13 protein-coding genes and 1 other RNA gene are annotated in these 12,794 nt (G+C 55.7%); 4 read left to right on the plus strand and 10 right to left on the minus strand.

Annotated elements, in window-relative coordinates; genetic code table 11:
* Window positions 1-12 precede the first annotated feature (12 nt).
* The 3 genes from ubiH to AC27FC_RS17590 are packed head-to-tail and all read right to left on the minus strand — an operon-like array spanning window position 13 to window position 3,111.
* The gene (gene ubiH, locus AC27FC_RS17580; protein ID WP_196355068.1) at window positions 13-1,191 is read right to left on the minus strand and encodes a 2-octaprenyl-6-methoxyphenyl hydroxylase; all 1,179 of its coding nucleotides are present in this window, start codon (window positions 1,189-1,191) and stop codon (window positions 13-15) included.
* Window positions 1,188-2,501, minus strand: coding sequence for a Xaa-Pro aminopeptidase (gene pepP / locus AC27FC_RS17585; RefSeq protein ID WP_196355098.1), 1,314 nt, complete (start codon window positions 2,499-2,501; stop codon window positions 1,188-1,190). Before pepP ends, ubiH begins: the two co-directional genes overlap by 4 nt.
* 31 nt (window positions 2,502-2,532) lie before the next feature.
* On the minus strand, window positions 2,533-3,111 hold the full coding sequence (locus AC27FC_RS17590) for a YecA/YgfB family protein (RefSeq protein WP_029739212.1): 579 nt from the start codon (window positions 3,109-3,111) through the stop codon (window positions 2,533-2,535).
* A gap of 168 nt (window positions 3,112-3,279) precedes the next feature.
* Here AC27FC_RS17590 and zapA point away from each other — a divergent pair, with 168 nt between their 5' ends.
* The 3 genes from zapA (at window position 3,280) to AC27FC_RS17605 (ending at window position 4,455) form a co-directional block, all read left to right on the plus strand.
* Window positions 3,280-3,609, plus strand: coding sequence for a cell division protein ZapA (gene zapA, locus AC27FC_RS17595; RefSeq protein WP_006811891.1), 330 nt, complete (start codon window positions 3,280-3,282; stop codon window positions 3,607-3,609).
* 41 nt (window positions 3,610-3,650) lie between these two features.
* Window positions 3,651-3,834, plus strand: a non-coding RNA gene (ssrS, locus tag AC27FC_RS17600) — 6S RNA.
* A 24-nt stretch (window positions 3,835-3,858) separates the two neighbouring features.
* Entirely contained in the window at window positions 3,859-4,455 is a 597-nt protein-coding gene (locus AC27FC_RS17605) for a 5-formyltetrahydrofolate cyclo-ligase (RefSeq protein ID WP_196355069.1), read from the plus strand.
* 108 nt (window positions 4,456-4,563) lie between these two features.
* On the opposite strand, the gene serA is transcribed toward AC27FC_RS17605, so the two are convergent.
* Complete coding sequence (gene serA / locus AC27FC_RS17610; RefSeq protein ID WP_023333318.1) at window positions 4,564-5,796, minus strand: phosphoglycerate dehydrogenase; 1,233 nt, start codon at window positions 5,794-5,796, stop codon at window positions 4,564-4,566.
* A 265-nt stretch (window positions 5,797-6,061) separates the two neighbouring features.
* Window positions 6,062-6,721 carry a ribose-5-phosphate isomerase RpiA gene (gene rpiA, locus AC27FC_RS17615; RefSeq protein ID WP_014885151.1) on the minus strand — a complete coding sequence of 220 codons (660 nt, stop codon included), beginning with the start codon at window positions 6,719-6,721 and terminating at the stop codon, window positions 6,062-6,064.
* 127 nt (window positions 6,722-6,848) lie between these two features.
* Here rpiA and argP point away from each other — a divergent pair, with 127 nt between their 5' ends.
* Window positions 6,849-7,742, plus strand: a complete 894-nt coding sequence (gene argP / locus AC27FC_RS17620) for a DNA-binding transcriptional regulator ArgP (RefSeq protein ID WP_008499727.1) — start codon at window positions 6,849-6,851, stop codon at window positions 7,740-7,742.
* 48 nt (window positions 7,743-7,790) lie between these two features.
* Here argP and AC27FC_RS17625 read toward each other — a convergent pair whose 3' ends face one another.
* The 5 genes from AC27FC_RS17625 to pgk all read right to left on the minus strand — a co-directional run bounded on the left by AC27FC_RS17625 (window position 7,791) and on the right by pgk (window position 12,781).
* Entirely contained in the window at window positions 7,791-8,531 is a 741-nt protein-coding gene (locus AC27FC_RS17625; protein WP_023309114.1) for an oxidative stress defense protein, read from the minus strand.
* Window positions 8,532-8,622: 91 nt separating this feature from the next.
* On the minus strand, window positions 8,623-9,258 hold the full coding sequence (gene argO, locus AC27FC_RS17630; protein ID WP_021242063.1) for an arginine exporter ArgO: 636 nt from the start codon (window positions 9,256-9,258) through the stop codon (window positions 8,623-8,625).
* 143 nt (window positions 9,259-9,401) lie between these two features.
* Complete coding sequence (mscS, locus tag AC27FC_RS17635; RefSeq protein WP_024906566.1) at window positions 9,402-10,256, minus strand: small-conductance mechanosensitive channel MscS; 855 nt, start codon at window positions 10,254-10,256, stop codon at window positions 9,402-9,404.
* Between the two features lie 186 nt (window positions 10,257-10,442).
* Window positions 10,443-11,522: a class II fructose-bisphosphate aldolase gene (gene fbaA, locus AC27FC_RS17640; RefSeq protein ID WP_029739216.1), complete on the minus strand. Its 1,080-nt coding sequence runs from the start codon at window positions 11,520-11,522 to the stop codon at window positions 10,443-10,445.
* A gap of 95 nt (window positions 11,523-11,617) precedes the next feature.
* Window positions 11,618-12,781, minus strand: a complete 1,164-nt coding sequence (gene pgk / locus AC27FC_RS17645) for a phosphoglycerate kinase (protein ID WP_023333323.1) — start codon at window positions 12,779-12,781, stop codon at window positions 11,618-11,620.
* Between the last annotated feature and the right edge of the window lie 13 nt (window positions 12,782-12,794).

The following is a 12,794-nucleotide window of genomic DNA, read 5'->3' on the forward strand; positions in this document are numbered from 1 at the left end:
GGTGATAACTCCTTAACGCGCGACCCAACCAAGAGTCCGCTGCGCCAGCACGTCACGTGCCGGAATGAATAATTCCATCGCCATTAGCCCGAGGTTGCGACCCGCAACCAGCGGTGCCCAGCGATTGGCAAAAAGATGGACTAAGCCGTCGGTGACGCCAATCGTCGCCTCTTTATCCACCTGGCGGCGCTTCTGGTAATGGCTGAGCACCGGGTATGCGCCACAGTCTTTTTGTTCACCCCACGCCTGAGAAAGGGTTTCCGCCAGGCTCATAACATCCCGCAGGCCAAGGTTGAACCCCTGCCCCGCGATGGGGTGCAGCGTCTGAGCGGCATTACCGACAAGCGCCAGACGATGCGAGATGGACTGAGAGGCAGTAGTCAGCGAAAGCGGGTAAACCGCCCGCTGTCCAGCATGGGTAATACGCCCCAGCCGCCAGCCAAAGGCTTTCTGCAGCTCGGTACAAAAACGTTCGTCTGACCAGGCTTTAACCTCTTCGGCCTTATCCTGCGAATGACACCAGACAAGCGAACAGCGCCCGTCCGACATCGGCAGCATCGCCAGCGGGCCATGCTGCGTAAAGCGTTCAAACGCCCTGCCGTGGTGTTCAGCTGCGGTCGCGACGTTCGCAATGACCGCAACCTGCCCGTAAGGCTGCTGACGCCACTCCACGCCGCACTGGGCGCCGAGAGATGAGCGCGAGCCGTCCGCGGCGACCAGAAGCTGGCCTTCAAGCACGGTACCGTTTTCCAGCGTCACGCTGACCGACGCCTCACTGCGGCTCACGCTGGCCACGCGCGCCGGACAATGCAGCGTGACGCCCGGCGCATCCTGGAGCAGACGAAACAGACGCAATCCGACGTCGTGCAGCTCGACAACCTGACCCAGCGCGTCAATGCGGTAATCCTGCGCGTCCAGCGTGACAAAGCCAGCATGGCCGCGATCGCTTACGTGAACGGTTTTAATTGCCGTCGCGCAATCGGCGATGGCCTGCCAGATGCCAATACGGGACAGCTGCTGGCAGGTACCCTGCGCCAGGGCAATAGCGCGGGAATCAAAACCGGGATGATTTTTTGCCTGCGGCGCGACGGCTTCCACCAGGTGCACCGCTAGCTGCCCCTTCGTCAAATGCGAAATGGCCAGCGCCAGCGTGGCCCCGGTCATACCGCCGCCAACGATAATCACGCTCATGCGCGTACCGCTGCCATCAGCGCCTCGATATCGTCAGCGTTTTTCACGACGCTCGCGGTCAGGTTTTCGTTACCGGTTTCGGTGATCACGATGTCGTCTTCGATGCGAATGCCAATTCCGCGGTACTCTTCAGGCACGTCGGCATCCGGCGCGATATACAGGCCTGGCTCCACGGTTAACACCATGCCCGGCTCCAGCACGCGCGAACGGTCGGTGCCGTACGCGCCAACGTCATGCACATCCAGCCCCAGCCAGTGGCTTAGGCCGTGCATGAAATACGGTCGATGCGCATTTTCAGCGATCAGGGTGTCGACCTCCCCTTTCAGGATCCCGAGCCTGACCAGACCGGTAATCATGATGCGCACCACTTCGCCGGTCACTTCCTGCATGGAGGTACCGGGACGATACAGCCTGAGCGCCGTCTCAAGCGACTCGAGAACGATGTCGTAAATGGCGCGCTGTGCCGGTGAGAATTTACCGTTCACCGGGAAAGTACGGGTGATGTCTCCCGCGTAGCCCTGATATTCGCAACCGGCGTCAATCAGCACCAGATCGCCGTCGCGCAGCGCGCTTTCGTTTTCGGTGTAGTGCAGAATGCAGCCGTTTTCTCCGCCGCCAACAATGGTGTTGTAGGAGGGATAACGCGCGCCGTGGCGGTTAAATTCGTGATGAATTTCGCCTTCCAGCTGGTATTCGAACATCCCGGGACGGCACTTTTCCATGGCGCGGGTGTGCGCCAGGGCGCTGATTTCGCCCGCACGACGCATCAAATTCAGCTCTTCTTCAGACTTGAACAGGCGCATTTCATGCACCACCGGACGCCAGTCCGTCAGCGTGGCCGGCGCGGACAGGTTCTGCCGCGAGCCTTTGCGCAGCTTATCCAGCGCGGTGAAAACAATCTCATCGGCGTACGCATATTCGCCCTGCGCGTGATAGAGCACGTCGAGGCCGTTAAGCAGCTGATAGAGCTGCTGGTTGATTTCGCTAAACGCCAGCGCGCGGTCAACGCCCAGCTTCGCCGGTGCGGCCTCCTGGCCCAGGCGGCGGCCAAACCAGATTTCGGCCGTTAGATCGCGCACGCGGTTGAAAATCACGCTGTGGTTGTGGGTGTCATTGCTCTTAATCAGCACCAGCACCGCTTCCGGCTCGTTAAAGCCGGTGAAGTACCAGAAATCGCTGCTCTGGCGATAGGGGTATTCGCTGTCGGCGCTGCGCGTGACTTCGGGCGCAGCAAAAATCAGCGCGGCGCTGCCCGGCTGCATTGTTGCCAGAAGCGCCTGACGGCGGCGCGAATACTCTTGACTCGAGATAACCATGACACCCTCCTGTGCGTTATTTTTCTTAATGTAAGGTTGGCTTGCGGACTTCCGGCGCGGTCGGCTGAGAGCGCGTGAAGTTATCGTGGCACAGCAGTGCCGCCACGCGCACGTACTCGATAATCTCTTCAAGAGACATTTCCAGCTCTTCCTGGTCTTCGTCTTCATCGTAGCCGAGCTGGGCGATGTTACGCAGGTCGTCAATCGCTTCACCCGCTTCGCCGGTCACTTTATCCAGTTTAGGCTGCGTCACGCCCAGCCCCAGCAGATAGTGGTTTACCCAGCCGGCCAGCGCATCGGCGCGATCGAACACGCTGACGTCGTCGCCTTCAGGCAGATAAAGCTGAAAAAGGAAGCCATCGTCTTCCAGCGAATCGCTGGTTGCGGCGTGCATTTTACGCAGCGCTTCCGCCAGCTCGTGACCAAACGCCAGCCCTTCATTCGTGAGGTCGTGGATCAGCGGCTGCCATGAGCTGTCGCTGTTTCCGCCGCACAGCATGCCACTGATCAGACCGTGCATTTCGGCAGGGGTTAAACCAACTCCCTGCTGGTTCAGTAACTGGTTTAAATCCTTGTAACCAGGCATTTCGTTCTGTATAGACATGAGCATTCGTCATCAAAGGGGGGAAGTTTCATGATATGCTACCACTTTGGACCCTGGTGATACCAGAAAAGGGCTTGTATCTTCACATCAGGGTAGCTATAGTGTCGCCCCTTCGCAGCCCCCGGGGCAATAAGCGAAGGCAGCGCAGTCAATCAGCAGGAAGGTGGCATGTCTGCACAACCCGTCGATCTCCAGATTTTTGGCCGTTCACTGCGAGTGAATTGTCCGCCTGAACAAAGGGATGCTTTGAATCAGGCAGCGGACGATTTGAATCAGCGGTTGCAAGATCTAAAAGAACGCACTAGAGTCACAAATACTGAGCAGCTGGTTTTCATCGCCGCGTTGAACATCAGCTATGAACTGACTCAGGAAAAAGCGAAGACCCGCGACTACGCGGCAAGCATGGAGCAGCGCATTAAAATGCTCCAGCAGACCATAGAACAGGCATTGCTTGATCAAGGTCGCAATCCCGAAAGACCGGGACCAAAGTTTGAATAACACTTCTCAGTTGACTATGGTAGAGTAACTGTGAAGACAAAATTTCTCTGAGATGTTCGCAAGCGGGCCAGTCCCCTGAGCCGATATTTCATACCACAAGAATGTGGCGCTCCATGGTTGGTGAGCATGCTCGGTCCGTCCGAGAAGCCTTAAAACTATGACGACACATTCACCTTGAACCAAGGGTTCAAGGGTTACAGCCTGCGGCGGCATCTCGGAGATTCCCTCTCTTTTCTTCTACCGACTACCATGACCCAATTCCCTGAAGTTTCTGCTTCACGCCAGGACATCCGTCAGTTAATTCGTCAGCGCCGCCGTGCGTTAACCGCCGATCAGCAAGCGCATTTTGCCCAGCAGGCCGCCGCCCGTATGATGGCGTATCCCCCTGTCGTGATGGCGCACACCGTTTCGCTATTTCTGTCATTTGATGGAGAGCTGGATACCCAGCCGCTGATAGAGCAGCTCTGGCGTGCCGGGAAGAAGGTCTATCTGCCGGTGCTGCACCCGTTCAGCGAAGGTAATTTGCTGTTTCTGCACTACCATCCGCACAGCGAACTGGTGGTAAATCGCCTGAAAATCACCGAACCGAAACTCGACGTGCGCGACGTGCTCCCGCTGTCACAGCTGGATGTATTGATTACGCCGCTGGTGGCGTTTGATGAACAGGGCCAGCGTTTAGGGATGGGCGGCGGTTTTTATGACCGGACGCTGCAAAACTGGCAGCAGTACGGGTTGCAGCCGGTGGGCTATGCGCATGATTGTCAGGGCGTGGAGGCGTTGCCGGTGGAGAAATGGGATGTGCCGTTGCCGGCGGTAGTGACGCCATCGAAGTTGTGGGAGTGGTGAAACAGGCGTGCGGCCTGATGCCCTCACCCCAGCCCCCTCCCACAGGGAGAGGGAGAAAACATAAAAAACGGTAACTATCGTTACCGTTTCGCATTTACCTCGCCACAATCAGTACAGCAGACGCGCGCGAATCGTCCCCTGAATCGCCTTCATGCTCTGCAGCGCTTTCTCAGCAACATCGTCATCCGCTTCGATATCAATGACCACGTAGCCCATCTGCGAGTTCGTTTGCAGATACTGTGCGGCAATGTTGACGCCCTGCTCGGCAAAGATCTGGTTGATCGCGGTCAGCACGCCCGGACGGTTTTCGTGGATGTGCAGCAGGCGACGACCACCGTGCAGCGGCAGAGACACTTCCGGGAAGTTCACGGCAGAGAGCGTAGAACCGTTGTCGGAATATTTGCTCAGCTTACCCGCCACTTCCAGACCGATATTCTCCTGCGCTTCCTGGGTAGAGCCGCCGATGTGCGGCGTCAGGATCACGTTGTCGAACTCGCACAGCGGAGAGGTAAATGGATCGCTGTTGGTCGCAGGCTCCGTCGGGAAGACGTCGATGGCCGCGCCCGCCAGATGCTTACGCTTCAGCGCATCCGCCAGGGCCGGGATATCGACAACCGTGCCGCGCGCGGCGTTGATCAGCAGTGAGCCCGGCTTCATCAGCGCCAGCTCTTCCGCGCCCATCATGTTTTTGGTGGAAGCATTTTCCGGCACGTGCAGGCTCACCACGTCGCTCATGTTCAGCAGGTCAGAAAGGTGTTGAACCTGGGTAGCGTTACCCAGCGGCAGCTTGCTTTCGATATCGTAGAAAAACACGTGCATACCCAGGGATTCCGCCAGAATACCGAGCTGCGTACCGATGTGGCCGTAACCGATAATCCCCAGTTTTTTACCACGCGCTTCGAAAGAACCGGACGCCAGCTTGTTCCACACGCCGCGGTGCGCCTTGGCGTTCGCTTCAGGAATGCCGCGCAGCAGCAGAAGCAGTTCGCCAATCACCAGCTCCGCCACGGAACGGGTGTTGGAGAACGGGGCGTTGAAGACGGGAATACCGCGTTTGGCGGCGGCATTCAGGTCAACCTGGTTGGTACCGATGCAGAAGCAGCCGATAGCCACCAGCTTTTCCGCCGCGGCAATAACCTCTTCAGTCAGGTGAGTACGGGATCGCAGGCCAATGAAGTGGGCATCACGGATGGACGCTTTCAGCTCTTCGGTATCGAGCGCGCCTTTGTGAAATTCGATGTTGGTGTAACCTGCCGCACGAAGGCTATCGATTGCTTTTTGATGCACGCCCTCGACCAGCAGGAATTTAATCTTGTCTTTCTCCAGTGATACCTTTGCCATTTACCCGACCCTGTTTTGTCTGAACTGATGTTGTGCTGGATATGAATCCGCTGTAGCCAACATATCAAAAAAAACTATTGCAGCAATATGAACGTTTGCGTCGGCACTCTGAAGAAAAGTCATACAGAGCAAAATGTCAGAGGAAAATGCTATGGAAATTTACAAACGCGGCAGGATCGGCAAATGAGGCGTAAAAACGTGACACAAGTCACCAAATTTAGCTTTTCAAAAATTTTTTAGCGGGGGGAGGACTCCCCCCGTCAGATCATTTTACGATGGTTTTCACGCCGTCAGCGGTGCCGATCAGCGCCACATCCGCGCCACGGTTGGCGAATAGCCCTACGGTCACTACGCCTGGGATAGCGTTGATGGCATTTTCCAGCGCAATCGCGTCAAGAATTTCCAGACCGTGAACGTCGAGGATCACGTTACCGTTATCGGTGACTACGCCCTGACGGTATTCCGGACGACCGCCCAGCTTCACCAGCTGACGGGCAACCGCGCTACGCGCCATTGGGATCACTTCGACCGGCAGTGGGAAATTACCCAGAATGTCGACCTGCTTGGAGGCATCCGCGATGCAGATGAACTTGTCCGCAACGGAGGCGATGATCTTCTCGCGCGTCAGCGCCGCGCCGCCGCCTTTGATCATCTGCATGTGGCCGTTGATTTCATCCGCACCATCAACGTAAATCCCCAGACGATCCACTTCGTTGAGATCGAAAACGGTAATGCCGAGGCTTTTCAGCTTTTCCGTGGAAGCATCAGAGCTGGAAACCGCGCCCTCGATTTGCCCCTTCATCGTGCCCAGCGCATCGATAAAGTGTGCCGCGGTTGATCCCGTACCGACACCAACAATGGTACCCGGCTGCACGTACTGGAGAGCGGCCCATCCTACTGCTTTTTTCAGTTCATCCTGCGTCATGATCGTTTTGCCTGTGGTGTGAAAACTCAGGGCGCATTATAGAACACGTCGAATGGAATTCGTCTGCCACGAAGGGAAAATTGTGTCATAGTGCAGAATAAGCAAAATTAAGGAGCCAGCCAGAGCAATGAAACGTCCGGACTACAGAACACTACAGGCACTTGATGCAGTTATTCGTGAACGCGGTTTTGAGCGCGCGGCGCAAAAGCTTTGCATCACCCAGTCCGCCGTATCACAGCGTATCAAACAGCTTGAAAACATGTTCGGCCAGCCGCTGCTGGTGCGTACCGTGCCGCCACGTCCAACCGAGCAAGGGCAAAAGCTTCTCGCCCTGCTGCGCCAGGTTGAACTGCTGGAAGACGAGTGGCTGGGTGACGAACAAACGGGCTCTACGCCGCTGCTGCTCTCTCTGGCGGTCAACGCCGACAGCCTGGCAACCTGGCTGCTGCCGGCCCTTGCGCCGGTATTAGCGGATTCCCCTATCCGTCTGAATTTACAGGTTGAAGATGAAACCCGTACCCAGGAGCGCCTGCGTCGCGGTGAAGTGGTTGGGGCAGTCAGTATTCAGCCTCAGGCGCTGCCAAGCTGTCTTGTCGATCAGCTGGGCGCGCTGGACTACCTGTTTGTGGGTTCAAAAGCCTTTGCCGAGCGCTACTTCCCGAACGGCGTCACCCGCGCCGCGCTGCTGAAAGCCCCTGCCGTGGCGTTCGACCATCTGGACGATATGCATCAGGCGTTCCTGCAGCAAAACTTCGATCTGCCGCCGGGCAGCGTGCCGTGCCATATCGTCAACTCGTCTGAAGCCTTTGTGCAGCTTGCGCGTCAGGGCACCACCTGCTGCATGATCCCGCATCTGCAGATTGAGAAAGAGTTGAAAAGCGGTGAGCTGATTGACCTCACGCCGGGGCTATATCAGCGCCGGATGCTCTACTGGCACCGGTTTGCGCCAGAAAGCCGCATGATGCGCAACGTCACCGACGCGCTGCTGGCCTACGGGCACAAGGTGTTGAGACAGGATTAATCGATTGAATTCCCTCTCCCTGCGGGAGAGGGTTAGGGTGAGGGCAAATTACTGCGCCTTAGCCGCCTCAGTTTGCTGAGTTTGAGTTGGCTCCAGCTGGAACACCACATCCACCTGATCGTCAAACTGAATGGTTGGCTGCTCGTAAGTTTCCTGAGCGGATACAGGCGCCGCATCGGCCTTCATCATCCGTACCATCGGGCTTGGCTGGTAGTTAGAGACGTGGTAACGCACGCTGTAAACCGGGCCGAGCTTGCTCTTAAAGCCAGAAGCCAGCTGTTCCGCCTGGTGAATAGCGTCATCAATCGCCGCTTTACGCGCTTCGTCTTTGTATTTCTCCGGTTGCGCAACGCCCAGCGACACGGAACGAATTTCGTTCAGACCCGCCTTCAGCGCGCCATCCAGCAGCGAGTTAAGCTTATCCAGCTGACGCACGGTCACTTCGACGGTACGCACGGCACGGTAGCCTTTCAGGATGCTTTTACCATTCTGGTAGTCGTAATCGGGTTGAGTACGCAGGTTCGCGGAGTTGATATCTTTTTTACCGACACCGTTCTGCTCGAGGAAAGAGAGGTATTGCGCAACACGATCGTCAGCCTGCTTCTTGGCAGATGCCGCATCTTTCGCAGACACATTGACTTCAATTGCCAGCGTTGCGACATCGGGTACCGCGTCCACGCTTGCGGTACCTGAAGTGACGATGTGCGGGCCATCCGGCAGTTCACTTGCCTGCACCGACACCGCACCAAAACTTACTAATGCCGCCAGGGCCATCACCTTAAACTTCACTGTTATTCCTCCATGTTGCGAAGAGTGCCCATTAACAGGGCGCATGCCAGCAAGCTTAGCGGGTCTTGTTCAGTTGTCCATAAGACAAGGATTAGTTGAACAATTCCTGTACGTGATGAATCCCCTCTTTTGCCAGCTGAAAAGCAATAAACCACATCACCAGCCCCACCAGCGTATTAATGATGCGCTGGGCTTTGGCCGTACGCAGACGAGGAGCCAGCCATGCAGCCAGAATGGCGAGGCCAAAGAACCAGAGGAAAGAGGCGCTAACCGTACCCAGCGCAAACCAGCGTTTCGGCTCAACGTCCAGCTGCCCGCCCAGGCTGCCCAGCACCACGAAGGTGTCCAGATAAACATGCGGATTAAGCCAGGTGACCGCCAGCATGGTGACGATAATCTTCCAGCGGCCCTGCTTCATGACTTCCGCGCTCGCCAGTTCGAGGTTGCTGCTCATCGCCGTTTTCAGGGCACCAAAACCGTACCAGAGCAGAAATGCCACGCCACCCCAGGTGACCAGCGCCAGCAGCCAGGGAGACTGCATGAGCAATGCGCTGCCGCCAAAAATTCCGGCACAGATCAGCAGTAAATCGCTTACCGCGCACAGCAGGGCAATCATCAGATGATACTGGCGGCGAATGCCCTGGTTCATCACAAAAGCATTTTGCGGGCCAAGGGGAAGGATCATGGCCGCACCTAAGGCAAGCCCTTGAAAGTAATAAGATAACATGACGAAATTCTCACAGTATTGTCCTGGAAGGAGACTATACTGCGCGAATCACATTAGAGGAAATTGATAATATTAATTGGGGATTAGCAGCACTTATAAAAATAAAGCCCGGTGGCGCTAGCGCTGACCGGGCCTGCGAGAAGTTATTCGGCTTCTTTGACTTTTTTGACGTTTACGTCCATCTGAGGGTACGGGAAGCTGATGCCGTTGGCATCGAAGTCGCGCTTAATGCGCTCCAGCACGTCCCAGTACACGTTTTGCAGATCGCTGCTTTTGCTCCAGATACGCACCACGAAGTTAATGGAGGACGCGCCCAGCTCGTTCAGGCGAACCGTCTGCTCTTTGTCTTTCAGAATGCGATCGTCTGAAGCAATGATGTTGCTAATCAGCGACTTAACCTGATCGATGTCGGAGTCGTACGCCACGCTGATAATCAGTTCGTTACGACGCACCGGCTCACGGGAGAAGTTAATGATGTTGCCCGCGATGATTTTCCCGTTCGGCACGACCACAATGCGGCCATCGACGGTACGCATGGTCGTTGAGAAAATCTGCACCTGCAGCACGGTCCCGGCAATGCCGCCAAGGTCAACGTATTCGCCGGAGCGGAATGGACGGAAGGTGACCAGCAGAACGCCTGCCGCCAGGTTTGACAGCGAGCCCTGCAGCGCCAGACCAATAGCCAGACCGGCGGCACCGAGAACGGCAATGACGGAGGCGGTCTGCACGCCCACACGGCCCAGCGCCGCAATCAGCGTAAAGGCGATAATGCCGTAGCGCACCAGAGCGGAGAGGAAGTCAGCCACCGTGGCGTCAATGTGACGGGCCAGCATTACGCGGTTAACCGCGTTCGATACGATACGCGCCACGATCATCCCGACGATGATGATGGCAATCGCCGCGACGATGTTCACGGCATAGCTCAGCAGCAGCGCCTGGTTGCGCACCAGCCAGTTACCGGCGTTATTGATGCTGTCTACAACATCGAGTTGTTCCATTTATTCTTCCTTTTGTTAAACCAAAACACAAAATCCATCCCCCATGGAGACAGGCAGGTCCGTAAAGGGTAAACAAAAAGCGCAAGTATTGCCAAACAGATCACAAAAACCGGCCTGGCAGGGTATTGAAAAAGCATAAAAAAAGGCCCGCATTTGCGGGCCTTCTGATGCTGTTAGCAGCTCAAATTACAGAACGTCTACCGCGTTCAGTTCTTTGAATGCCTGCTCCAGACGAGTAATCATTGAAGTCTGGGCAGCGCGCAGCCATACGCGTGGATCGTAGTATTTCTTGTTCGGCTGGTCTTCGCCTTTCGGGTTGCCCAGCTGACCCTGCAGGTAAGCTTCGTTGGTTTTGTAGTACTGCAGAATACCGTCCCATGTTGCCCACTGGGTGTCGGTATCGATGTTCATTTTCACTACGCCGTAGCTTACGGAGTCTTTGATTTCCTGAGCAGAAGAACCGGAACCGCCGTGGAAGACGAAGTTCAGGCTGTTGTGCGGCAGGTTGTGTTTCTTAGAAACGTATTCCTGAGAATCACGCAGGATAGTCGGGGTCAGAACCACGTTACCTGGTTTGTAAACGCCGTGTACGTTACCGAAGGACGCTGCGATGGTGAAGCGTGGGCTGATTTTGCTCAGCTCGGTGTAAGCGTAATCAACGTCTTCTGGCTGGGTGTACAGTGCAGAAGCGTCCATGTGGCTGTTGTCCACGCCGTCTTCTTCACCACCGGTGCAACCCAGTTCGATTTCCAGAGTCATGCCCATTTTGGCCATGCGCGCCAAGTATTTGGAGCAGATTTCGATGTTTTCGTGCAGTGACTCTTCAGACAGGTCGATCATGTGAGAAGAGAACAGTGGCTTACCGGTAGCCGCGAAGTGTTTTTCACCCGCGTCCAGCAGACCGTCGATCCACGGCAGCAGTTTCTTCGCGCAGTGGTCAGTGTGCAGGATAACTGGAACACCGTAGTGCTCAGCCATCTGGTGTACGTGGTGCGCACCAGAGATAGCGCCCAGGATTGCAGCACCCTGAGGAATGTCAGTTTTCACGCCTTTACCTGCGATGAACGCAGCGCCGCCGTTAGAGAACTGAACGATAACTGGCGCTTTAACTTTAGCGGCAGTTTCCAGTACGGCGTTGATGGAGTCGGTACCCACGCAGTTAACTGCTGGCAGAGCGAAGTTGTTTTCTTTAGCTACCTGGAACACTTTCTGTACGTCATCACCAGTGATAACGCCAGGTTTTACGAAATCAAAAATTTTAGACATGTTGCTTAGTCCTGTATCTTCGGCCGTTAGAAAAGGTGCGAGCTCTTAAAAGCGCGCTGAAAATTGGTGGGCAGGTTTCCCTGCCCTTGAATGGCTTACTTCTTAGCGCGCTCTTCGAGCATTGCTACTGCTGGCAGTACTTTGCCTTCCACGAATTCGAGGAATGCGCCGCCACCAGTGGAGATGTAGGAGATCTTGTCAGCGATACCGAACAGGTCGATTGCCGCCAGGGTGTCACCACCGCCTGCGATAGAAAACGCTTCGCTGTCTGCGATAGCGTTAGCAACGATTTCAGTACCTTTGCGGAAGTTCGGGAATTCGAACACGCCAACAGGACCGTTCCACAGGATAGTTTTTGCGTTTTTGAGGATTTCAGCCAGTTTCTGTGCAGAAACGTCGCCCAGGTCCAGAATCTGCTCTTCATCTTTGATGTCGTTTACAGATTTCAGGGTCGCGGTTGCGGTTTCGGAGAACTCGGTCGCTACGCGAACGTCAGTTGGAACCGGGATATCGCAGGTGCTCAGCAGGCGTTTGGCTTCGTCAACCAGGTCTGCTTCGTACAGGGATTTGCCCACGTTGTGGCCCTGAGCGGCAACGAAGGTGTTCGCGATACCACCGCCAACGATCAGCTGGTCAGCGATTTTAGACAGGGAATCCAGAACGGTCAGTTTGGTAGAAACTTTAGAACCACCAACGATAGCCACCATTGGACGAGCAGGTTCTTTCAGTGCTTTACCCAGCGCTTCCAGTTCGTCAGCCAGCAGAGGACCGGCACACGCTACGTCTGCGAATTTACCGATACCGTGGGTTGACGCCTGAGCACGGTGAGCCGTACCGAATGCATCCATCACGAACACGTCGCACAGTGCAGCGTATTTTTTGGACAGAGTTTCGTCGTCTTTCTTTTCGCCTTTGTTAAAGCGAACGTTTTCCAGAACAACCAGTTCACCGGCTGCAACTTCAACGCCGTCCAGGTAATCTTTAACCAGGCGAACCGGGTTGGACAGTTTGTCTTTCAGGTAATTAACCACTGGCAGCAGAGAGAACTCTTCGTTGTACTCGCCTTCAGTTGGACGACCCAGGTGGGAGGTGACCATCACTTTCGCGCCCTGCTTCAGAGCCAGTTCGATGGTTGGCAGAGATGCACGGATACGCGCGTCGCTGGTCACTTTGCCATCTTTAACCGGTACGTTCAGATCGGCACGGATGAAAACGCGTTTACCAGCCAGATCCAGATCGGTCATCTTAATTACAGACATGGTGAATCCTCTC

The sequence above is a fragment of the Enterobacter sp. C3_dUdeg genome (assembly GCF_057536195.1).

What these genes read in the sequence shown, in the direction of transcription:
- mscS (WP_024906566.1), bottom strand. Translation starts at nt 10,256, where the DNA reads ATGGAACAACTCGATGTTGTAGACAGCATCAATAACGCCGGTAACTGG.
- AC27FC_RS17590 (WP_029739212.1), bottom strand. Translation starts at nt 3,111, where the DNA reads ATGTCTATACAGAACGAAATGCCTGGTTACAAGGATTTAAACCAGTTA.
- ubiH (WP_196355068.1), bottom strand. Translation starts at nt 1,191, where the DNA reads ATGAGCGTGATTATCGTTGGCGGCGGTATGACCGGGGCCACGCTGGCG.
- serA (WP_023333318.1), bottom strand. Translation starts at nt 5,796, where the DNA reads ATGGCAAAGGTATCACTGGAGAAAGACAAGATTAAATTCCTGCTGGTC.
- AC27FC_RS17605 (WP_196355069.1), top strand. Translation starts at nt 3,859, where the DNA reads ATGACCCAATTCCCTGAAGTTTCTGCTTCACGCCAGGACATCCGTCAG.
- argO (WP_021242063.1), bottom strand. Translation starts at nt 9,258, where the DNA reads ATGTTATCTTATTACTTTCAAGGGCTTGCCTTAGGTGCGGCCATGATC.
- pgk (WP_023333323.1), bottom strand. Translation starts at nt 12,781, where the DNA reads ATGTCTGTAATTAAGATGACCGATCTGGATCTGGCTGGTAAACGCGTT.
- argP (WP_008499727.1), top strand. Translation starts at nt 6,849, where the DNA reads ATGAAACGTCCGGACTACAGAACACTACAGGCACTTGATGCAGTTATT.
- fbaA (WP_029739216.1), bottom strand. Translation starts at nt 11,522, where the DNA reads ATGTCTAAAATTTTTGATTTCGTAAAACCTGGCGTTATCACTGGTGAT.
- zapA (WP_006811891.1), top strand. Translation starts at nt 3,280, where the DNA reads ATGTCTGCACAACCCGTCGATCTCCAGATTTTTGGCCGTTCACTGCGA.
- rpiA (WP_014885151.1), bottom strand. Translation starts at nt 6,721, where the DNA reads ATGACGCAGGATGAACTGAAAAAAGCAGTAGGATGGGCCGCTCTCCAG.